Annotated in this window: 12 protein-coding genes and 3 rRNA genes; 5 read left to right on the top strand and 10 right to left on the bottom strand. The window is 46.9% G+C overall.

The annotated features are described in order from the left end of the window. Positions 1-91 precede the first annotated feature (91 nt). Both ONT18_RS06320 and ONT18_RS06325 read left to right on the top strand, forming a co-directional pair. Entirely contained in the window at positions 92-700 is a 609-nt protein-coding gene (locus ONT18_RS06320) for a thiamine phosphate synthase (protein WP_264904547.1), read from the top strand. An 83-nt stretch (positions 701-783) separates the two neighbouring features. Then, on the top strand, positions 784-1722 hold the full coding sequence (locus ONT18_RS06325; protein ID WP_264904548.1) for a ribose-phosphate pyrophosphokinase: 939 nt from the start codon (positions 784-786) through the stop codon (positions 1720-1722). Positions 1723-1969: 247 nt separating this feature from the next. Here the strand turns inward: ONT18_RS06325 and glgP are convergent, their stop codons facing one another. Beyond that, on the bottom strand, positions 1970-4528 hold the full coding sequence (gene glgP, locus ONT18_RS06330; protein WP_119237078.1) for an alpha-glucan family phosphorylase: 2559 nt from the start codon (positions 4526-4528) through the stop codon (positions 1970-1972). A gap of 103 nt (positions 4529-4631) precedes the next feature. Then, positions 4632-6293, bottom strand: a complete 1662-nt coding sequence (locus tag ONT18_RS06335; protein ID WP_264904549.1) for a glycogen/starch synthase — start codon at positions 6291-6293, stop codon at positions 4632-4634. Between the two features lie 186 nt (positions 6294-6479). Between ONT18_RS06335 and ONT18_RS06340 the strand changes: the two genes are divergently transcribed. Further along, positions 6480-6848 carry a hypothetical protein gene (locus ONT18_RS06340; protein ID WP_264904550.1) on the top strand — a complete coding sequence of 123 codons (369 nt, stop codon included), beginning with the start codon at positions 6480-6482 and terminating at the stop codon, positions 6846-6848. Positions 6849-7004: 156 nt separating this feature from the next. On the opposite strand, the gene rrf is transcribed toward ONT18_RS06340, so the two are convergent. The 3 genes from rrf to ONT18_RS06355 form a co-directional block, all read right to left on the bottom strand. After that, a 5S ribosomal RNA gene (rrf, locus tag ONT18_RS06345) occupies positions 7005-7117 on the bottom strand. A gap of 126 nt (positions 7118-7243) precedes the next feature. After that, positions 7244-10141 (bottom strand): 23S ribosomal RNA (locus ONT18_RS06350). Between the two features lie 346 nt (positions 10142-10487). Beyond that, positions 10488-12019, bottom strand: a 16S ribosomal RNA gene (locus ONT18_RS06355). Together the 16S, 23S and 5S rRNA genes form the textbook arrangement of a ribosomal RNA operon. Positions 12020-12692: 673 nt before the next feature. On the opposite strand from ONT18_RS06355, the gene ONT18_RS06360 reads away from it, so the two are divergent. Beyond that, positions 12693-14390 (top strand): SulP family inorganic anion transporter, encoded by a 1698-nt coding sequence (locus ONT18_RS06360; RefSeq protein WP_118080486.1) that lies wholly within the window; start codon positions 12693-12695, stop codon positions 14388-14390. A gap of 145 nt (positions 14391-14535) precedes the next feature. On the opposite strand, the gene ONT18_RS06365 is transcribed toward ONT18_RS06360, so the two are convergent. From ONT18_RS06365 to ONT18_RS06385, 5 genes are all read right to left on the bottom strand, one after another. Further along, complete coding sequence (locus ONT18_RS06365; RefSeq protein WP_118066845.1) at positions 14536-15276, bottom strand: amino acid ABC transporter ATP-binding protein; 741 nt, start codon at positions 15274-15276, stop codon at positions 14536-14538. Positions 15277-15307: 31 nt separating this feature from the next. Then, on the bottom strand, positions 15308-16867 hold the full coding sequence (locus ONT18_RS06370; RefSeq protein WP_264904551.1) for an ABC transporter substrate-binding protein/permease: 1560 nt from the start codon (positions 16865-16867) through the stop codon (positions 15308-15310). A 13-nt stretch (positions 16868-16880) separates the two neighbouring features. Beyond that, positions 16881-18560 (bottom strand): NAD(P)/FAD-dependent oxidoreductase, encoded by a 1680-nt coding sequence (locus ONT18_RS06375; protein ID WP_119230137.1) that lies wholly within the window; start codon positions 18558-18560, stop codon positions 16881-16883. A gap of 124 nt (positions 18561-18684) precedes the next feature. Further along, entirely contained in the window at positions 18685-19230 is a 546-nt protein-coding gene (yfcE, locus tag ONT18_RS06380; RefSeq protein ID WP_006848732.1) for a phosphodiesterase, read from the bottom strand. Between the two features lie 131 nt (positions 19231-19361). Further along, on the bottom strand, positions 19362-19616 hold the full coding sequence (locus tag ONT18_RS06385; protein ID WP_264904552.1) for a hypothetical protein: 255 nt from the start codon (positions 19614-19616) through the stop codon (positions 19362-19364). A gap of 272 nt (positions 19617-19888) precedes the next feature. Between ONT18_RS06385 and thrA the strand changes: the two genes are divergently transcribed. Continuing rightward, the gene (gene thrA / locus ONT18_RS06390) at positions 19889-22330 is read left to right on the top strand and encodes a bifunctional aspartate kinase/homoserine dehydrogenase I (RefSeq protein WP_264904553.1); all 2442 of its coding nucleotides are present in this window, start codon (positions 19889-19891) and stop codon (positions 22328-22330) included. The last annotated feature ends 1 nt before the right edge of the window (position 22331 follow it).

Here is a 22331-nt window from a genome sequence, read left to right on the forward strand (position 1 = left end):
TTTTATGGTGCAAAGATAGCTTTTTATCCCGAATATAATTGCTAGTTTGCGTTTTTTTTAATACTTTTGCATCATAAAAATCATTTTGACGATGAAATTAGCGATAATGACCAAGTCCACATTCTTTGTGGAAGAAGATAAAATACTATCCTCGCTGTTCGACGAGGGCATGGACAACCTGCATCTTTTCAAGCCAGGTTCGTCACCAATGTATGCTGAGCGACTGCTCACGTTACTGCCTGAAGACAATCTTCGCAAGATTACTGTTCATGATCATTATTACCTCAAACAGGAGTATGATTTAGCAGGAATCCATATAGACGATCCGCTAGCACCGGTACCGGATGGATACAAAGGCAAATTCAGTCGCACCTGCACAGATCTCTCGATGCTGAAAGAGATGAAGAAGAAATCAAACTATGTGTTTCTGAAAAACATCTTCGACTGTATTGAGTTTAAAGATGAAAAGTCTTCCTTCAATCTGCAGCAGCTTGAGAATGCAGCCAAGGCAGGACTCATAGACAAGAAGGTATACGCCTTGGGAGGCATGAGTCTGGAAAATCTCAAGATAGCCAAGGAACTCGGATTTGGAGGAGTAGTAATCTGTGGAGATCTCTGGAACCGTTTCGACATTCACAACGAGCGCGATTTCAAAGAGCTGATTCTTCACTTCGAGAAATTGAGAAAGGCTATCAGCTAATACTGAGGTTCCCGAAAAAAGATTCATCCCCCTACATGAAAATAGATAAAAATAACTATTAATACACATAAACACTAATAGAAATGAGTGACAAGAACTCTTTTTTGGTATTCTCTGGTACTAACTCGAGATACCTTGCAGAAAAAATCTGCGCTAGTTTAGGTTGCCCACTGGGTAATTTGGTTGTAACCAAGTTCTCTGATGGTGAATTTGGCGTATCTTTCGAGGAGTCTATCCGCGGACGCGATGTTTTCCTCGTACAGAGCACATTCCCTAATTCAGACAACTTGATGGAGTTGCTCCTGATGATCGACGCAGCAAAGCGTGCTTCTGCCCGCAATATTATTGCTGTTATTCCTTACTTCGGATGGGCCCGTCAGGATCGCAAGGACAAACCACGTGTCAGCATCGGCGCTAAACTGGTAGCCGACTTGCTCAGCGTTGCCGGTATCGACCGTCTCATCACCATGGATCTCCATGCCGACCAGATTCAGGGCTTCTTTGATGTTCCTGTAGATCACCTCTATGCATCTGGCGTTATTTTGCCATACCTGCAGAGCTTACGCCTCAAGGATATGGTCATTGCTTCTCCAGACGTTGGTGGTTCTAAGCGTGCCAACACTTATGCTAAGTACTTCGGCTGCCCTCTCGTGCTCTGCAACAAGACCCGTGCTCGTGCCAATGTAGTAGCAAGCATGCAGATTATCGGTGATGTAAAAGACAAGAATGTTGTCATCATTGATGATATGGTCGATACAGCCGGTACTATCACGAAGGCTGCCGACATCATGAAGCAGGCTGGTGCAAAGACTGTTCGTGCATGTGCATCTCACTGCGTGATGAGTGGTCCTGCATCTGAGCGTGTTCAGGATTCAGCTCTTGAGGAGATAGTATTCACTGATTCCATCCCTTACACCAAGCGTTGCGCAAAGGTTAAGCAGATTTCTATTGCAGATATGTTTGCAGAAACCATTCGCCGTGTTGAGGATAACGAGAGTATCTCTTCCCAGTACCTGGTATAAGGAAATATCATCATACAAGTTTACAAGGAGTCTTTCTTTTAAAAAGGAAGACTCCTTTTTTATGATTCCATTCTTCCCCTGTTTCTAATCTACATTCACTTTTCACAATTCACTTTTCACAATTCACAATTCACTGTTCACAACTACAATAACACTGTTCATTGTTCGATTTCAAACAAAAAAATCCTGTATCCCCAAAAGAGATACAGGATTCATATATTTATAATGTGACAATGTCGCTATTATATTAGTTCAACCACTTCACGTAGCAGAAGTCCTGACGGTGTGGCAACTTATCATTCTTAGGATACATACGTACGCCTGTCTTGAATGAACCAGCATTGATTGGCTCAATCTCAGCCTCGAATGTAAAGTTGTTACCCTCGTGACCAACCATCTTGAATGGATAAACAGCATAAACCTGCTTGCCATCCTCTGGCTGCTCCTTCAATACAACAAGCTCCAAACCTACTGCATCGTTCAAACCCTGCTCATCGATAACATACTGAACCTTGATCTTCTGACCAGTCTCAGCAGCCATCAGCATGCAGTCGTCCTTAGATACAACGTGGATACCATCCCAACGCTCTGCAACGCTCTCCTTCCAGAGTGCAATCTCCTTAGCAAGTGCATTGTCGTTAGCGCTCAACTTCTTGAAGCGGGCAGCCTCCTTATTGTAGAACTTATCATAGTAGTCATCCAACTGGCGCTTCATTGTATAGTGAGGAGCGATAGTAGCAATAGAGTTCTTTACTACCTGGATCCACTCCTTGCTGAAGCCTTCCTTATTCTTGTTGTAATACATAGGGATGATGTCGTTCTCCAAGAGGTTGTAGATAGTAGCAGCATCAAGCTGATCCTGGTAACCCTGGTTCTGGTATGTACGCTTCTCAGGAAGAGCCCAACCAGCACCCTCGCGGTAACCTTCTACCCACCAACCATCAAGTACAGAGAGGTTGACAACACCATTCATCTCAGCCTTCTCGCCAGATGTACCAGAAGCCTCCAATGGACGTGTAGGAGTATTCATCCAGATATCAACACCTGAAACCAGACGGCGAGCCAAAGTCATATCGTAATCCTCGAGGAAGATAATCTTGCCGAGGAACTCAGGACGCTGACTGATCTCGAAAATCTTCTTGATCAAGCCCTGACCTGCACCATCAGCTGGGTGAGCCTTACCTGAGAAGAAGAACAATACTGGATGCTCTGGATCGTTAACGATCTTAGACAAGCGTTCCAAGTCGGTGAAGAGCAAGTGAGCACGCTTGTATGTAGCGAAACGACGGCAGAAACCAATCATCAAAGCGTTAGGGTTGATACGCTCGAGCAAAGATACTACACGAGCAGGATCACCCTGGTTCTTCAACCATGTCTGGGTGAACTTCTCACGGATATAAGCTACGAGCTTCTTCTTCAATGTCATACGGGTATTCCAGATTTCTGCATCTGAAACTTTGTAGATGGCATGCCAGATTTCCTCGTTGCTCTGGTCGTTCATGAAGTTCTTGTCGAAATATGTATCGTAGAGCTTACGCCACTCTGTTGCTGTCCAAGTTGGGAAGTGAACACCATTGGTTACATAACCTACGTGGTTCTCTTCTGGGAAATAACCCTTCCAGATGTTAGAGAACATCTGCTGGCTTACCCAACCGTGAAGCTTACTTACACCATTAACCTCCTGGCAAGTGTTGCATGCGAATGTAGAGAGGCAGAAACGCTCGTTGTGATCATCTGCATTTTCACGACCCATACCGATGAACTCATCCCAAGAGATACCAAGGCGCTGTGGATAGCCACCCATGTACTTGCCGAAGAGAGCCTCGTCGAAGTAGTCGTGACCAGCAGGAACTGGAGTATGAACAGTATAGAGAGAAGAAGCACGAACCAGCTCGAGAGCCTGGTTGAAGTTCAAGCCATCCTCCTCGATGTAGTCGCAGAGACGCTGCAAGTTGCAGAGAGCAGCATGACCCTCATTGCAGTGATAAATCTCCTTCTTGATGCCAAGTTTCTTCAAAGTCAAGATACCGCCGATACCCAGCAAGATTTCCTGCTTCAAGCGATTCTCCCAGTCACCACCATAGAGTGAGTGAGTGATAGGACGGTCGAACTCTGAGTTCATATCATTATCTGTATCCAGAAGATACAACTTGATACGACCTACATTCATCTGCCATACGTATGCATGTACCTGATAGTTTGTGTAAGGTACATCAACTACCAATGGGTTACCATTCTCATCATATACTCGCTCGATAGGGAGAGAGTTGAAGTTCTGGGCATCATAGTTAGCAATCTGCTGACCATCCATACTCAAAGACTGCTTGAAATAACCATATCTGTAGAGGAAACCAACAGCACACATATCCACGTTGCTGTCAGATGCCTCCTTCAAGTAGTCACCAGCAAGCATACCAAGACCACCAGAGTAAATCTTAACTACCTGGTTGATACCATACTCCATGCAGAAGTAAGCAACTGAAGGGCGCTTAGCATTAGGCTTCACATCCATGTACTCGCGGAACATCTTATAGACGTTCTTAACCTTAGCCATTGTCTCCTTGTCCTTAACAATAGCCTCCTTGCGGTCGTAGCTCAAACGTTCCAAGAGCAATACAGGGTTAGCATTACACTTCTCGTACAAGTCTGGATCAAGACTCTTGAACAAGTCACGACCTTCATAATTCCATGCCCACCACATATTGTGAGCGATTTCATCCAAGCACTTCAACTCCTTAGGAAGGCTTGATTTAATGGTTGTCTCCTTCCATTGAGGAGCATTAGCATAGTCTGCCTTAATTTTCATTGTGTTTTATTTTTAAGATGTATATTTTCTATCTTGCAAACATAGCGATTCTTGCAGAATCCAAATATTTGTTTTATGGCTAACGCCATCAAGAGAGAGATTATTATTTCTTCATACGAACTTCAGCCTTGCGCAGGGCAAAGTCATAAGCATCATAGTAATACTCGATAAAGTGTTTCCACAATGCTTTTTCTGAAAGAATCTCAGCATTTTTACGACACTTGTTCACCTGTGTCTTGGTGAATCCCGAGTACTTAGCTACGGTATCCTTGATAGCATCAGCTACCTCAGAATAATTATAGTCGGTACGCTTGATAACCTTCACACCATCCTCTATCTCACTGTAACTTCCCTTCTCTGAGTTAGCCCAAAGACCGAAACCAGCCAAATCGGTGGTGATACAAGGCACCTTGAACGCAACAGCCTCCAATGGAGTATATCCCCATGGCTCATAATAAGAAGGATAGATACAGAGGTCATTACCCAACACTACATCATAGTAGCTCTTGTTGATAATGCCATCATCGCCTGTCAAGTAGCAAGGTAAGAATATCAGTTTCACCTTGTCTTCCTTATTATTATGCATGTTGAAGTACTTCAGCATACCCAATACATTATCATGACTCATATTATGCAACCAATGGGTAATCTCCGGAACCTCCAATGGCGTGTCAAACTTCTTACCGCTATTCAGACGATCCAACAGATCCTGACGTGGATCTCCTACCCAACCAGGTACGTCAATGAATGCCAATACATTCTTCTTCAAATTGTTGTCACGAAGCAGTCGGTTCATAGCCTCAATATAGACATCGATACCCTTGTTGCGGAACTCGTAGCGTCCGCTGGTAGAAACGATGAGCGTATCATCATCCAAATCTGTACCCATCAAAGCATTGGCTACATCGAGCAAACGCTTTCTTGCCTCCTTACGTTTCTTTGTAAAGGTACTTGCTTTAGGTACAAAACTATTGTCAAATCCGTTAGGCAAAACGAAATCTACCGGTTTATCGAGCAATTCCTTGCACTCGTTGGCAGTAATATCACTCACTGTTGTGAAACAATCAACATACTTAGCAGTCTGCTTTTCTATAGAATGCTTGCTTTGCATATTGAGTTCCTGCGCCATCTGATCACCATTATAGGCAAAAAGATAATCGTAAAGAGGCTTATTATTACCGGCAATACTACGACCGATACTTGTAGCATGCGTGGTGAACACTGTAGCCACCTCAGGAAGATGCTTGTTCACATAGAGCACACCAAGTCCTGTCATCCATTCATTTCCATGATAGATAACTTTCTTGCCTTTTCCAACGACATGTTTGTAGAAACTCTCTACTACCAGAGCGGCAGCATAAGAGAACATCGATGCTTCGTCATAGTCACCATAAGCATGAAGACTATCAACCTGATAGTCCTGCCATAGTTGTCCATAGATCTGGTCTTTAACAGCATAGTAAGGATTGAAATCTACTAAAACAGCTACTGGCTCTCCCGGTATATTCCATCTACCTACTTTAACCTTTAAGCCCTCTTTCAGAGCTTCTGTTTTCCACGCCGCATAAAGCGTATCATCTTGAGAGAAATAAGGATTCACCTTGTCTCCCCAGCAATCAGGACCAATGAAGATTAGTTGATCCTTTAACCTTTCCGTAAGAGTCTTAGCTCGTGTTGAAAGAACGGTGTAGATACCACCAACTTTATTACACACTTCCCAACTAGACTCAAATATGTAATCTGGAAATAATTTTTTCTTTTCCATATATAATTATCAATAAACACCGCAAAGATAGATAAATATTTGCAAAAAAACGAATTAATCTTATTAAAATCCTAAAAAAAATGCAGTTTTCTTGATTTAAATGAATAACTTTGTCGCAGTTAATTAAAAAAAGAGATGAAAAGAAAGATTTTAGCAACATTATTATGCCTAATTAGTATATCTAGTATGGCACAAACAGACAGCACCCTATTCAAGGGGGAGATTACAAACAAAGAGTATGATGTCTATATGAATATAGACTTCTACCATAAGAACCTCAAGGTTCCAGGACAGGAACTGTTCGGTGAAATGCCCGGATATTTCGGTGACAGACGTGATAGTCGCAAATGGCTGATTACAGATGCTGACATAGAAGGAAAGACCGCTCATCTATCCATTATCAATGATTACGGGAGCGAAGATCTTACTGCCGACCTCATAGCCTTGCCCGATGGTAGTTACGAGTTGCAGCAGAAAGATGGAAGTAACCTGAAAATTGCCCGAAACCGGAAATGGGTGAAGATTCCTAAAAAACTGAAATTCACCAAGCAGTAGACAAAGCACTCAGAATATCGCAGAAATGCCCCTCGCTATTATGGTAAATAGCGAGGGGTTATTATATTATATAGCAAGGGTAATTATACTAAATAGCCAGAGTTATTAAACAGAAAAGCCCCGACTACTTTCGTAATCGAGGCTTCTGAAATTAAAAGGAGGCGGCTACCTACTATCCCGCATTGCATTGCAGTACCATCGGCGCAAGTGAGCTTAACTTCTCTGTTCGGAATGGGAAGAGGTGGGACCTCACCGCAATAACCACCTGATAATGGGTTATGACGTATTTGCACACAAGCAAACGTATAAGTAATGTTGAATGTTGATTGTTGAATGTTGAATTACAACTTTCAGCACCATTCAGACTGTACATACAGTTGAAACTATGAACTTTCTAAAGAAAGTGTTCGGGCAATTAGTAATGCTCGGCTTTGACATCGCTGTCTTTACACCTGCATCCTATCAACGTCATCGTCTCTGACGACCCTCAATGGAGTTCTCATCTTGCGGCTGGCTTCGCACTTAGATGCTTTCAGCGCTTATCCAATCCAGACTCAGATACCCAGCGGTGCGCCTGGCGGCACAACTGGTAAACCGGAGGTCTGTCCATCACGGTCCTCTCGTACTAGTGACGGCACCACTCAAAACTCCCACGCCCACGATAGATAGAGACCGAACTGTCTCACGACGTTCTGAACCCAGCTCGCGTGCCACTTTAATGGGCGAACAGCCCAACCCTTGGGACCTTCTCCAGCCCCAGGATGTGACGAGCCGACATCGAGGTGCCAAACCACCCCGTCGATATGAGCTCTTGGGGGGGATCAGCCTGTTATCCCCGGAGTACCTTTTATCCTTTGAGCGACGGAGTTTCCATACACATCCGCCGGATCACTATGCCCCAGTTTCCTGCCTGCTCGGCATGTCTGCCTCCCAGTCAAGCGCCCTTATGCCATTGCACTCTTTGAGGTCGGTTACCAATCGACCCGAGGGCACCTTTGGAAGCCTCCGTTACGCTTTTGGAGGCGACCACCCCAGTCAAACTACCCACCAAGCAGTGTCCTCGCACTAGCGAGTTAGACCTCAGACAGCCAAAGGGCCGTATTTCAAGGATGGCTCCACGAAAGCTGGCGCTCCCGCTTCGAAGCCTCCGGCCTATCCTACACATCGGATGACCAAGGTCAATGCTAAGCTGTAGTAAAGGTTCACGGGGTCTTTTCGTCCCATCGCGGGTAATCGGCATCTTCACCGATACTACAATTTCACTGAGCTCATGGTTGAGACAGCGTCCGGATCATTACACCATTCGTGCAGGTCGGAACTTACCCGACAAGGAATTTCGCTACCTTAGGACCGTTATAGTTACGGCCGCCGTTTACCGGGGCTTCAATTCAATGCTTCCTCTTGCGAGTGACATCTCCTCTTAACCTTCCGGCACCGGGCAGGTGTCAGGCTGTATACGTCATCTTTCGAGTTTGCACAGCCCTGTGTTTTTGTTAAACAGTTGCCTGGACCTATTCTCTGCGCCTCGCTCATCACGAGGACCCTTTATCCCGAAGTTACAGGGTCAATTTGCCTAGTTCCTTAACCATGAATCTCTCAACGCCTTAGTATGTTCTACCCGACCACGTGTGTCCGTTTGCGGTACGGGTGCCGCATGGGTTAAGCTTAGCGGATTTTCTCGGGAGTATGATTACCCACACTATTGGATTCTTCCGAAGAAGACTCCATACTGTCAAGTTCAGCTCGGATGGTGGATTTGCCTGCCATCCTCAACGCCTACACTCTTCAACGGGGACTTCCGTCGCCCCGCGGTGGTTTCACTGCTCCGTCTCCACGTCGCCCCATGCGGCAGTGACGGAATATTAACCGTCTCTGCCATCGCCATCGCCGTTCGGCTTAGACTTAGGACCCGACTGACCCCGGGCTGATTGGCATTGCCCGGGAAACCTTGGTCTTACAGCGGGAGGGAATCTAACCCTCCTTATCGTTACTTATTCCTACATTTGCTTTACTCACCGCTCCAGGATAACTTACGTACACCATTCGACGCTGTGAGTATGCTCCCCTACCGATACTTTTACAATTGCTATCCCGCGCCTTCGGTGTCTGCCTTATACCCGATTATTATCCATGCCCGGACCCTCGACTAGTGAGCTGTTACGCACTCTTTGAATGAATGGCTGCTTCCAAGCCAACATCCTAGCTGTCATAGGGACCAGACTTCGTTAGACTAACTCAGGCAGAACTCCGGGACCTTAGACGGCGGTCTGGATTCTTCTCCTCTCGGGGACGGACCTTAGCACCCGCCCCCTTACTGCCGGACTGCAGACCGTGAGCATTCGGAGTTCGTCAGGACTCGATAGGCGGTGAAGCCCTCTTGTCCTATCGGTCGCTCTACCTCTCACGGTGACCATCCGACGCGGCACCTAAATGCCTTTCGGGGAGTACGAGCTATCTCCAAGTTTGATTGGCCTTTCACTCCTACACTCGGCTCATCCAGAAGCTTTTCAACGCTTATTGGTGCGGACCTCCATCCCGTGTTACCGGGACTTCATCCTGGCCAAGTGTAGATCACTTGGTTTCGCGTCTACCCCCACTGACTGTGCGCCCTGTTCAGGCTCGCTTTCACTGCGGCTACGTGTCTCATGACACTCAACCTCGCCAGTGACGGTAACTCGTAGGATCATTATGCAAAAGGCACGCCGTCACATCTTACGATGCTCCGACCGCTTGTAGGCGTATGGTTTCAGGAACTATTTCACTCCCCTGCTCGGGGTTCTTTTCACCTTTCCTTCACAGTACTCGTTCGCTATCGGTCTCACGGGAGTATTTAGCCTTACCGGATGGTCCCGGCAGATTCGCGCAGGATTCCTCGTGTCCCGCGTTACTCAGGATACCGCTATGCCTGATCTGGCTTCGTGTACAGGATTATCACCTTCTGTGATGTAACTTTCCAGATACTTCCACTCACCATTTCAGTACAATGTCGCGGTCCTACAACCCCGCTGGCGCCTTGCGACGTCAACGGTTTGGGCTGTTCCCCGTTCGCTCGCCACTACTGGGGGAATCATTCATTTATTTTCTCTTCCTGCAGGTACTAAGATGTTTCAGTTCCCTGCGTTAGCTCTCTTACATTGGTAAGAGTAACCGTCCTTCAGACGGCTAGGTTGTCCCATTCGGAAATCTTCGGATCAAGGGTTATTTGCACCTACCCGAAGCTTATCGCAGCTTATCACGTCCTTCATCGCCTCCGTGAGCCTAGGCATCCGCCATACGCCCTTTCTTACTTTCTTTACGACTGTATTCTTGTTACTCGTTTCCGAATAACGAATAAGTAGCTCATACTTTCAGCTGTATTCTAACAAAGTGAAATCTCATCTTGCGATTTGATTTACTTTAGTCTGAACTAAAGTTCATTACTTACAGTTTTGCTTGTGTCAATATGTCAAAGATCTTCTTGCCTTAAAGGCATAGTGGAGATTGTGGAGTTGAACCATTTTGCTTGAGCCATCTCTATATATTATATAACGTATAGGGAATCCCAGTCTCCTGTATTTAATAAAACAGATGGTGCGTACAAGAAGAGAAGCGAACTTTTAATCAGATTCCTATCTCTTCATAGGAAATTCGTCTCTCCAGAAAGGAGGTGTTCCAGCCGCACCTTCCGGTACGGCTACCTTGTTACGACTTAGCCCCAATTACCAGTTTCGCCCTAGGCCGCTCCTTACGGTCACGGACTTTAGGCGCCCCCGGCTTTCATGGCTTGACGGGCGGTGTGTACAAGGCCCGGGAACGTATTCACCGCGCCATGGCTGATGCGCGATTACTAGCGAATCCAGCTTCGTGGGGTCGGGTTGCAGACCCCAGTCCGAACTGAGACAGGCTTTAAGGATTTGATCGTACTTGCGTACGACCGTCTCTCTGTACCTGCCATTGTAACACGTGTGTAGCCCCGGACGTAAGGGCCGTGCTGATTTGACGTCATCCCCACCTTCCTCACACCTTACGGTGGCAGTGTCCCCAGAGTGCCCAGCTTCACCTGATGGCAACTAAGGAGAGGGGTTGCGCTCGTTATGGCACTTAAGCCGACACCTCACGGCACGAGCTGACGACAACCATGCAGCACCTTCACAGAGGCCCCGAAGGGCGTCATTGTCTCCAAATCCTTCCTCTGCAATTCAAGCCCGGGTAAGGTTCCTCGCGTATCATCGAATTAAACCACATGTTCCTCCGCTTGTGCGGGCCCCCGTCAATTCCTTTGAGTTTCACCGTTGCCGGCGTACTCCCCAGGTGGGATGCTTAATGCTTTCGCTTGGCCGCTGACCTATTCAGACCAACAGCGGGCATCCATCGTTTACCGTGCGGACTACCAGGGTATCTAATCCTGTTCGATACCCGCACTTTCGAGCTTCAGCGTCAGTTGCGCTCCAGTGAGCTGCCTTCGCAATCGGAGTTCTTCGTGATATCTAAGCATTTCACCGCTACACCACGAATTCCGCCCACTTTGTGCGTACTCAAGGAAACCAGTTCGCGCTGCAGTGCAGACGTTGAGCGTCTACATTTCACAACACGCTTAATCTCCGGCCTACGCTCCCTTTAAACCCAATAAATCCGGATAACGCCCGGACCTTCCGTATTACCGCGGCTGCTGGCACGGAATTAGCCGGTCCTTATTCATAAGGTACATGCAAAAAGTCTCACGAGACTCACTTTATTCCCTTATAAAAGCAGTTTACAACCCATAGGGCCGTCATCCTGCACGCTACTTGGCTGGTTCAGACTCTCGTCCATTGACCAATATTCCTCACTGCTGCCTCCCGTAGGAGTTTGGACCGTGTCTCAGTTCCAATGTGGGGGACCTTCCTCTCAGAACCCCTACTGATCGTTGCCTTGGTGGGCCGTTACCCCGCCAACAAGCTAATCAGACGCATCCCCATCCATCACCGATAAATCTTTAATCTCTTTCAGATGTCTTCTAGAGATATCATTGGGTATTAGTCTTACTTTCGCAAGGTTATCCCCAAGTGGTGGGCAGGTTGGATACGCGTTACTCACCCGTGCGCCGGTCGACGCCCATCAAAAGCAAGCTTTCGATGTCGTTTCCCCTCGACTTGCATGTGTTAAGCCTGTAGCTAGCGTTCATCCTGAGCCAGGATCAAACTCTCCATTGTAAAATATCATTTCTACTTTGCTATACCCGAAAGTCTAGCGAAGTGTTTGTTGTCTGTACTTAGGACGAATATCCTTTTCGTTTATTGAAGCTTAGTAAACCTGACTTGTCAATTGCTTGACGGTTCGTTTCTTTTTACCCGGTTTCTTTATACTCCCTATATAATAAGGTGTAATCCAAAACCGCTTCTTGTACTACTTGTCTGTTTATGTAAAATCTTTCAAAGAACTCTTTCTTTTGTTGCTAAGAGAAAGTGTATTTCTCAAAAGCGAGTGCAAAAGTACTAACTATTTTTCATTCCACCAAATCTTTTCGCAAAAAAGTTGAGATTTTAGTGCCTTTTTAACACTTGTAAAGACTTTCGGGAGTTTTTCTTACCACTACACTTTATTTTATACATGCATACGCCTGCATGCATGTGCGGGCGCACACCCGCAAGCGCATTAATAATATTGTACTCATATTCCAAGACCGAAAAGAAATCAGGATTCAACTAGAAAAGTATTATCCGGAGAATATATCTATCAAAGAAGAATATTACTATACGAAGAAGAATATTATCGAAGAAAAGGGAGAAACTCAGAAAAACATTTTGCCAATTAAAAAAAATATAGTACCTTTGCACACGTTTTAACGGATAACAAGATTAATTACATATATTTTAAAACTTTCAAATGAAGGCATTAGCAATTAAGTCGAGTTTGTTTTCCTGTTTAAAGACATACAACAAGAAAACATTCATGTCTGACCTCATGGCAGGTATCATCGTTGGTATCGTAGCCCTGCCTCTGGCCATCGCATTCGGTATCGCTTCTGGCGTGACCCCTGAAAAGGGTATCATCACCGCCATTGTAGCAGGTCTCATCATCTCCATCTTCGGTGGAAGCAAAGTGCAGATTGGTGGTCCTACGGGAGCATTCATCGTTATCATCTATGGCATTATCCAGAAATATGGCATGGAAGGTTTGACGATAGCGACACTGATGGCTGGTCTGTTCCTGGTTCTCTTCGGACTTCTCCGTCTTGGAACCATCATCAAGTACATCCCTTACCCTATCGTTGTGGGATTTACCAGTGGTATCGCCGTAACCATCTTCACGACCCAAATCAAGGATCTCTTTGGATTGACGTTGACTTCAAATCCTTCTGATTTTCTGGAGAAATGGGGCGTCTACTTCCAAAGCTTTGACACCATAGATCCTTGGTGTGCCCTTATCGGAGTAGTAAGCGTAGTGGTTATCGCCATCACCCCTAAGTTCAGCAAGAAGATTCCGGGCTCTCTTATTGCCATCATCCTGATGACCGTTGTAGCCTTACTGCTCAAGCAGTTTGCCGGCGTTGAGAGTATCGAGACCATCGGCGACCGCTTCTCTATCAGCAACGAACTGCCTGCAGCTCAGGTACCAGCCATGAATTGGGAGACCATCAAGAGTCTTGTATCACCAGCTATTACCATCGCCATCCTGGGAGCCATTGAGAGTTTGCTTTCAGCAACTGTTGCCGATGGTGTAATCAGCGATCATCACGACAGTAACACCGAGTTGGTAGCTCAGGGTTTAGCCAATATCGCCTCTCCCCTCTTTGGCGGTATTCCTGCAACAGGTGCCATTGCCCGCACAATGACCAATATCAATAATGGCGGTAAGACTCCTATTGCAGGCATCATCCACGCCATAGTTCTGCTGCTCATATTCCTCTTCCTGATGCCTCTTGCCCAGTACATACCAATGGCTTGTCTTGCCGGTGTATTGGTAGTTGTATCTTACGGAATGAGCGGATGGAGAAGTTTCCTGGCATTGATGAAGAATCCGAAGAGCGATGTAACCGTACTTCTGATTACCTTCTTCCTCACCATCATCTTCGATTTGACAGTAGCCATCGAGGTGGGTCTGATTATCGCCTGTCTGCTCTTCATGAAGCGAATGAGCGAAACCACCGACGTGAAAGCTATTACCGATGATGAGATTGACTTGAACAAGGAGTTTGACTTCCTCTCAACCAACCTGGAGCACTATACGATTCCGAAGGGCGTAGAGGTATACGAAATCAATGGTCCTTTCTTCTTCGGAGCTGGTAACAAGTTTGAGGAAGTGATGGCAGCTTTCGGTGACCGTCCACTGGTACGTGTCATCCGTATGCGCAAGGTTCCATTTGTTGATTCAACCGGTATCCACAACCTCACCAACCTCTGCGAGATGAGTCAGAAGGAGGACATTCAGGTTGTACTCTCCGGTGTTTGCGAGAAGGTAAACGCCCAGTTGGAAAAGGCTGGTTTCTACAATATTCTTGGCAAGGATAATATCACAGATCACATCAGCAAGGCTCTGAAACGTGCTGAAGAGATTATTGAGAAGAAAACTGTTAATAGTTAATAGTTTACAGTTAACATTTTACTGATTGTAGACCATCAAATAAAAAAGATGCATTGCTGAATATACCAGTAATGCATCTTTTTTTATTGTCATCAAGTAACTGTTAACTATAAACTGTTAACTATAAACTGTTAACTATCAACTATTACAAAACTTTTCCCAGAAACTCCTGTAGTCTTGGCGATTTTGGATGGTTGAATATTTGCTCAGGACTTCCGTCTTCCGTGATATAGCCGTCACTGAAGAAGAGAACACGATTGGCCACTTCTCTTGCAAATCCCATCTCGTGGGTCACCACCACCATCGTCATTCCCTCGGCAGCAACATCCTTCATCAGCTGCAGTACCTCGCCCACCATTTCCGGATCGAGAGCCGAAGTCGGCTCATCAAAGAGGATTACCTCAGGATTCATCGCTAAGGCACGGGCGATAGCTACGCGCTGTTTCTGTCCGCCCGACAGACTGTCGGGATAACTGTCGGCCTTATCCAGCAATCCGATACGGGTCAGGAGTTCCGTTGCTTTCTCATCAGCTTCTTCCTTTGTCATCTTACCCAATTCTACCGGAGCCAGCATGATGTTGCGGCGTATGGTCATATTAGGGAAGAGATTGAACTGCTGGAATACCATACCCACCCTCTGGCGCATTCGGTTGATATCAACATCGCTTGATGTGATATCCATATCATCGATAAAGATTTTACCCTCGGTAGGTTCTTCCAGAAGGTTGATGGAACGCAGGAAGGTACTCTTGCCACAACCCGACGGACCGATGATGGCAACCACCTCACCTTTCCTCACCGAGGTGGTAATGCCTTTCAGCACCTCGTTGTCGCCGAAGCGTTTACGAAGTCCTTCTATCTTGATTATTTCGTTCATTTTATCCATTGTTTTAAAGCTTTTGCCCTTTCAGGATTCCTCATTTCCTTTCGCTCTTTCTCAGTCTCTTCTCCAGCCTTCTCACTCCTGCGTTCAGTCCGAGAACAAGAACGAGATAGAGGCAGGCTACTACGCCCAACGGCATCATCGCTTCGTAAGTAATGCTTCGGATGATGTCGGAACCCTTGGTCAAGTCTACCAGTCCGATATAACCGCTGATAGAGGTTTCCTTGAGCAGAGTGATAAGCTCGTTACCCATAGCCGGAAGCACATTCTTGAAGGCTTGCGGAAGGATGATGAGACGCATCGTCTTGCCATACGAAAGACCGAGACTTCTGCCCGCCTCCATCTGACCATTATCCACCGACATGATGCCCGAGCGGATTACCTCGGCAATATAAGCTGCCGAGTTCAAGCCGAAGGCGATGACAGCCACCAGTATCTTATTGACATCTGCTGAAGCAAACACCACATAATAGATGATGAGCAACTGCACCATGGTTGGCGTGCCTCGCATGATGGTGAGGTACAGCTGGCAGAGCATGTTCGGAATCTTCCAGTCGCCCTTACGTTCATGACGTGCTCTGACAATAGCTATCAGCGTTCCGAGTATCACGGAAAGGATGATGGCGAAGAAGGTGATGATGAGCGTATTGCCCAAACCCTGCAACAGATACTGATAACGGTTGTCATCTATGAAGCAGGATTTAAACTTATCTATCACTCCCGGCTGGTTACCGGCTGCTTTCACTTCATTGGAATTCACCATGATAACCTGTCGCACATCGGCATAGGAATCTGTAAATCCGATATTCTTCTTCCGTTCAGGAGTAACCGTGATGCCGGCAATACCCGCATCCGCCTTACCAGCCTGTACAGAGGTGATGATGGCATCAAACTCCATATCGAGAATCTCGACATCCACGCCCATCACATCGCCGATGGCATTCGCCACATCCACGTCGATACCCACAATTTTGCCATTCTGGTAATATTCGAAAGGCTCGAAGGTAGCGTTGGTGGCAAAACGGAGACTCGTCTTCAAGCCGAGTTTCTGCAGCGCTTCCGGTCCCACCTTCTTCACGTCAGAAGTCTTTGGCGTATAAGCCACGGCTATGCCCCGTTCCAGATGGCGGTTGACGATGGAATCGATGACGCCATTCTCTTTCAGAATACGGATGGCATGATTGATGGACTGCTGCAACTCAGCATGATCCTTAGCCACGCAGATGGCGAAAAAGGACGCATCGAAGGTTTCGGGCAGGATACGGAGCGATGGGTTCACCCGTTGAAATGCCTTGGCTGGCGCCTCATCGGTCACCATGCAGTCTATCTTACCCTGCAGGAGTGCCTGAATGGCATCGGCTCCCTTGTTGTACCGTTCTACCTTGGTACCGCCACCTTCCTTTTCCAGCTCCGTAGCTAGTCCGTCGCTAGTAGTACCGAGCTGCACACCAATCACAGCCCCCTTCAAATCAGTCTTGCTCTTGATTTGTCTGTCAACATCTGACGCTCCCGAGCCACACGCCACGAAGAGCACACTCAGGAGTAAAGTCAAGAAGCCCAGCTTAAACTTTCCCGTTTTTCTGTATTTCATCATTCCAGGCATTCGTTTATTGTTGTTTCAAATACTCAGCACACATCTCTGCACATCTTTCTCCGTCTACACCAGCCGATACGATTCCGCCTGCATAACCAGCACCTTCGCCACATGGGAAGAGTCCCTGGATGCGGACATGCTGCAGGGTTTCGCGGTCACGGACGATGCGGACAGGCGATGAGGTTCTCGTCTCCATCGCTATCAGTGTAGCCTCGTTGGTCAGGAAACCATGGGCATTCTTGCCGAAGGTCTTAAAGCCTTCCTGCAGTCGCTTGCTCACGAAAGACGGCATCCAGAAATGCAACGGACTCGAAATCAAGCCTGGAGCATAGCTGCTCTTTGGCAGATCATAACTCAATCGATTGTTCACGAAGTCAGCCATGCGCTGTGCCGGTGCAGTCTGCTTCATGTTGCCCTGCTGCCAGCATTGCTTTTCCACGATTTCCTGGAAGTACATCATCTGGAGTGAAGAGTGAGGAGTGAAGAGTGAAGCATTCTTCTGCGCCTTCATTTCCTGCTGTTCGATGACAGACTGATGTTCCTTCACAAACTGCGCCACATCCTCGGGATGAGTTTCCACCACCATGCCCGAGTTGCTCCAGGCAGTACCGCGGTTGCTCGGACTCATACCGTTCACCACGAGCTGTTCCGGTCCTGTAGCAGCCGGAATCACAAAACCGCCCGGACACATACAGAAGCTATAGACACCTCTGCCATCTACCTGAGTAACAAAGCTATATTCGGCAGCAGGCAGATATTTTCCTCTACCACTCTTATTGTGATACTGAATCTGGTCGATGAGTTGGGAAGGATGTTCCAGACGCACACCTACGGCGATGCCTTTTGCTTCGATATCTATCTTTGCCGAAGCGAGATAGCGGTATACATCGCGGGCACTATGACCTGTTGCCAGGATAACCGGTCCGCGATAAGTTTCCTCAGCACCCGTAGCCAGATTCACGGCTTCTACACCTATCACCCTATCGCCAGCTGCAGCATCAGGTGCCGTCAGCTTACCTTCACTCTCAAGGATCAGACGAATCATCTTGGTCTGGAAATGCACTTCGCCGCCACACTTGATGATGGTGTTGCGCATGTTTTCAATAACGCGTGGCAACTTGTCGGTACCGATATGCGGATGGGCATCTGCCAGGATATTGGTATTGGCACCATGCTGGCAGAATACGTTCAGAATCTTGTCTACACTACCCCTTTTCTTGCTTCGGGTATAGAGTTTGCCGTCACTATAAGCACCGGCTCCACCTTCACCGAAACAGTAGTTGCTCTCACCATCTACCTTCTGAGTCTTGGTAATGTTAGAGAGGTCCTTCTTGCGTTCGCGCACATCCTTGCCTCGCTCCAGCACGATAGGACGGTATCCCAGTTCTATCAGGCGCAGGGAAGCGAAGAGTCCGCCAGGTCCCTCACCCACAACGATAACACGAGGTCTGCTGCTCACATCCGGATATTCGGTATGGACATACTGGTCGTCCTGCGGAAATTCGTTGATATAAGCACGCACCTTCAGATTGACGAAGATGGTGCGCTGACGGGCATCGATGCTTCTCTTCAAAACCCTCACCTGGTTGAGCGTTCTTACATCCAATCCCTTTTCTTTGGCGAGATAACGCTTGATGCCTTCCTCGCTTGCTGCCTGTTCGGGCAGAATTCTTATCTGATACTCTTGAATCATTATATTTTGAACTTTGAGCTTTGAACTTTATGATTAGTTTAATGAAAGTGACGAGTGACAAGTGACCGATTCCATATTACGGATTTCGCATTACATTCACAATTCACTTTTCACTTTCACTTTTTCATGCTTCCATTGTAGCCAGTACTTCGAGCGTATCCAGCTGATACATGGTGAACTTACCATCTTCCAATGTTGCAAAGGTTGGCGGATTGCCACCCTTCGGGAAGGTGATGCTGCCGGTATTTACGATGGCCTGCCCCTTCTCGTTATGAGAGAGTTCCCAGAGATGGGAGTGGCCATAGATCATAGCCTCGTAAGGACCCTTCGGCATGTTTTCCTTATTGTATACATGTCCATGAGTCAGAAGATAGCGCTTGCCTCCGTCTACCAGCAAGGCATAGGTCTCCATGATAGGGAAATCGAGGAGCATCTGGTCTACTTCCGCATCACAGTTGCCACGCACAGCGATAATCTTGTCAGCCAGCGCATTCAGTCTTTCTACGATACCCTTAGGATCGATTCCTTCCGGAATGCGGTTGCGGGGACCGTAGTTGATGATATCCCCCATGATGCACATCATGTCACAATGTTCAGCCTCGAAGAAATCGAGGACCTTTTCCAGGGCTGGCAAACAGCCGTGGATATCTGAGAATAAAAGATATTTCATTACTTGATTCAAAAAGTATTAATACTCACCCTCAACCCATTTTTTACCTGATTCAGTATATTTCATCCAAATAACCAAACCGACACCAATGATTGCTGCTATTGCAAAAAGTATTGTCAACATTTCCATAATTATTTCTTTTTTAATTCTACTTTTAATAAATAATTGCCTGCATAAGCAAAACATGCAGCAGCGATTACTGCGCATCCCATGCAAACATAGTTAGTTACTCCCATTGCCTCACCTGTAAACAGTGGCGACAATGCACCAATTCCAATACCGCTGCATACCATCTTTGAAATACCAAAGAAATACTCAGCCAGCATCTCATTTCGTTTGAAATTGCGTTCAACGAGTTGATTTTTACTATTTACTTCTGTAACCATATTGCTAATGCTTTGAATTACATCGGCAAAATTAAGCAAATAATCCGAAACACCCAAACATTTCAACGTTTTTTATATATATAATAAGGTATAAGGGAGAGGAAGAGCCTATAATTATCTACTGAAATAGCTTTTTTATCTACAATATGCTACTTTTTTGTTAAAATCCTTGGCAGTTTGATATATTATTCGTACTTTTGCCCACAAGTTCTGCTTCGGCCCCGGTCGTTTCGGGGGAGGCATTACATTACCAACGTAAAATTCAAGAACATATGAAAGTATTAAAATTCGGCGGAACATCGGTTGGTTCCGTAAAAAGCATCCTCAGCTTGAAACGTATCGTTGAAAACGAGGCTAAGAAACAGAGTGTAGTGGTTGTCGTGAGCGCGCTTGGCGGTATCACGGACAAACTCTTGCAGACCTCTCAACTTGCCCTCCAGGGTGATGAACAGTGGAAAGTAGAATTCGAAGCCATGGTTGATCGCCACCACAAGATGATAGATACCATCATCACCGACACAACAGACAGAGAAAACTTATTCAAATCGGTTGATGCCCTCTTCGAGCAGTTGAAGAGCATCTATTTTGGTGTGTACCTCATCCACGACCTCAGCGAGAAAACACAGGATGCCATCGTGAGTTATGGTGAAAGACTCAGTTCCAAGATTGTTGCCACATTGATTCGTGGAGCCAAATGGTTCGACTCACGCAACTTCATCAAGACTGAGCGCAAGAACGGCAAAGACAAGCATGTACTCGACAGCGAGCTGACCAACAAACTGGTAAAAGAAGCCTTTGCAGAAATTCCACGCATATCTCTCGTTCCGGGTTTTATCAGTCGTGACAAGAACACAGACCGCACCACCAACCTTGGCCGTGGCGGTAGCGACTACACAGCAGCCATCATAGCAGCTGCCCTCGATGCAGAAGTGCTCGAAATCTGGACTGATGTAGACGGTTTCATGACCGCCGACCCACGTGTCATCAAATCAGCTTATACCATCAACGAACTGAGTTACGTTGAGGCGATGGAGCTTTGCAACTTTGGTGCAAAGGTCATCTACCCTCCAACCATCTACCCGGTTTGTGTCAAGAATATTCCTATCAAGGTTAAGAACACCTTCAACCCAGATGCTCCGGGCACCATCATCAAGAACAAGATAGATGGCGACCAGAAGCCTATCAAGGGTATCTCTTCCATCAACGGTACAGCGCTCATCACCGTAACCGGTCTTTCCATGGTCGGTGTGATTGGTGTAAACCGCCGTATCTTCACCGCTCTTGCCAACGAGGGCATCTCTGTGTTCATGGTGTCACAGGCATCATCTGAGAACTCTACCTCTATCGGTGTGCGCGAGCAGGATGTAGAAGAGGCTGTAAAGGTATTGAACAATGAGTTCCACAACGAGATTGCCGATGGTGCCATGTTCCCAATGCACGCAGAGAAGGGCTTGGCCACTATCGCCATCGTGGGTGAAAACATGAAGCATGCCGCCGGTATCGCCGGTAAGCTCTTCGGAACCCTCGGCCGTAGCGGTGTTTCCGTCATCGCCTGTGCACAGGGTGCTTCAGAGACCAACATCTCGTTCGTAGTGAAGAGCGATTATCTGAGAAAGTCACTCAACGTGCTCCACGACAGTTTCTTCCTTTCAGAATACAAGGTGCTGAACCTCTTCATCTGCGGTGTGGGTACCGTGGGCGGAAAGCTCATCGAGCAGATCAAGAACCAGTATGCCGACCTCATGGAGCGCAGCAAACTGAAGCTCAACGTGGTGGGTATCGCTTCTTCCAAGAACGCCATCTTCAACCGCGATGGTATTGATCTCGAGAACTACAGCGAGGAACTGAAGAAATCAGACCCAAGCACTCCAGAGGTTCTGCGCGATACCATCCTGGCGATGAACATCTTCAACAGCGTGTTTGTAGACTGTACAGCCAGCAAGGATGTGGCCGCTCTCTACCAGAGTCTGCTGGAGCACAACGTTAGCATTATCGCAGCCAACAAGATAGCTGCATCAAGCGAATACGAGAACTACGAGAAACTGAAGAAGACTGCCATCCAGCGTGGTGTAGTATTCCGTTTTGAGACCAACGTAGGTGCCGGTCTTCCTATCATCGGAACCATCAACGATCTCCGCAACTCCGGAGATAAAATCCTTAAGATTGAGGCAGTTCTCTCGGGTACGCTCAACTTTATCTTTAACGCCATCTCCAGCGTCGTTCCATTCTCTGAGACCGTGAGACTGGCTAAGGAGAAGGGCTACAGCGAGCCTGATCCACGTATCGACCTGAGCGGTATGGACGTGATTCGCAAGCTGGTGATTCTCTCCCGCGAGGCAGGTTACCGCGTAGAGCAGGAAGATGTAGAGAAGAACCTCTTCGTGCCAGACAAATACTTCAAGGGTTCGCTCGACAACTTCTGGAAGAAACTTCCTGAACTCGATGCCGATTTCGAGGCTAAGCGCAAGGCGCTCGATGTAGAGCACAAACGCTGGCGCTTCGTTGCTACCCTGGATGGCGGCAAGACAAGCGTAGGTTTGCAGGCTGTAGGTCCTGAGCATCCGTTCTACAATCTGGAAGGTTCCAACAACATCGTGCTGCTCACCACCGAGCGCTATAAGGAATACCCTATGATGATTCAGGGCTATGGTGCCGGAGCCAGCGTAACTGCTGCCGGTGTATTCGCCAACATCATGAGTATCGCTAACATTTAAC

The organism is Segatella copri (assembly GCF_026015295.1).
Lineage (GTDB): Bacteria > Bacteroidota > Bacteroidia > Bacteroidales > Bacteroidaceae > Prevotella > Prevotella copri_C.

Excerpts from the sequence above, each read along its gene's own strand:
- ONT18_RS06360 (WP_118080486.1), top strand. The coding sequence starts at position 12,693 with ATGAAGGCATTAGCAATTAAGTCGAGTTTGTTTTCCTGTTTAAAGACA.
- ONT18_RS06340 (WP_264904550.1), top strand. The coding sequence starts at position 6,480 with ATGGCACAAACAGACAGCACCCTATTCAAGGGGGAGATTACAAACAAA.
- ONT18_RS06320 (WP_264904547.1), top strand. The coding sequence starts at position 92 with ATGAAATTAGCGATAATGACCAAGTCCACATTCTTTGTGGAAGAAGAT.
- thrA (WP_264904553.1), top strand. The coding sequence starts at position 19,889 with ATGAAAGTATTAAAATTCGGCGGAACATCGGTTGGTTCCGTAAAAAGC.
- ONT18_RS06370 (WP_264904551.1), bottom strand. The coding sequence starts at position 16,867 with ATGATGAAATACAGAAAAACGGGAAAGTTTAAGCTGGGCTTCTTGACT.
- ONT18_RS06365 (WP_118066845.1), bottom strand. The coding sequence starts at position 15,276 with ATGGATAAAATGAACGAAATAATCAAGATAGAAGGACTTCGTAAACGC.
- ONT18_RS06325 (WP_264904548.1), top strand. The coding sequence starts at position 784 with ATGAGTGACAAGAACTCTTTTTTGGTATTCTCTGGTACTAACTCGAGA.
- glgP (WP_119237078.1), bottom strand. The coding sequence starts at position 4,528 with ATGAAAATTAAGGCAGACTATGCTAATGCTCCTCAATGGAAGGAGACA.
- ONT18_RS06375 (WP_119230137.1), bottom strand. The coding sequence starts at position 18,560 with ATGATTCAAGAGTATCAGATAAGAATTCTGCCCGAACAGGCAGCAAGC.
- yfcE (WP_006848732.1), bottom strand. The coding sequence starts at position 19,230 with ATGAAATATCTTTTATTCTCAGATATCCACGGCTGTTTGCCAGCCCTG.
- ONT18_RS06385 (WP_264904552.1), bottom strand. The coding sequence starts at position 19,616 with ATGGTTACAGAAGTAAATAGTAAAAATCAACTCGTTGAACGCAATTTC.
- ONT18_RS06335 (WP_264904549.1), bottom strand. The coding sequence starts at position 6,293 with ATGGAAAAGAAAAAATTATTTCCAGATTACATATTTGAGTCTAGTTGG.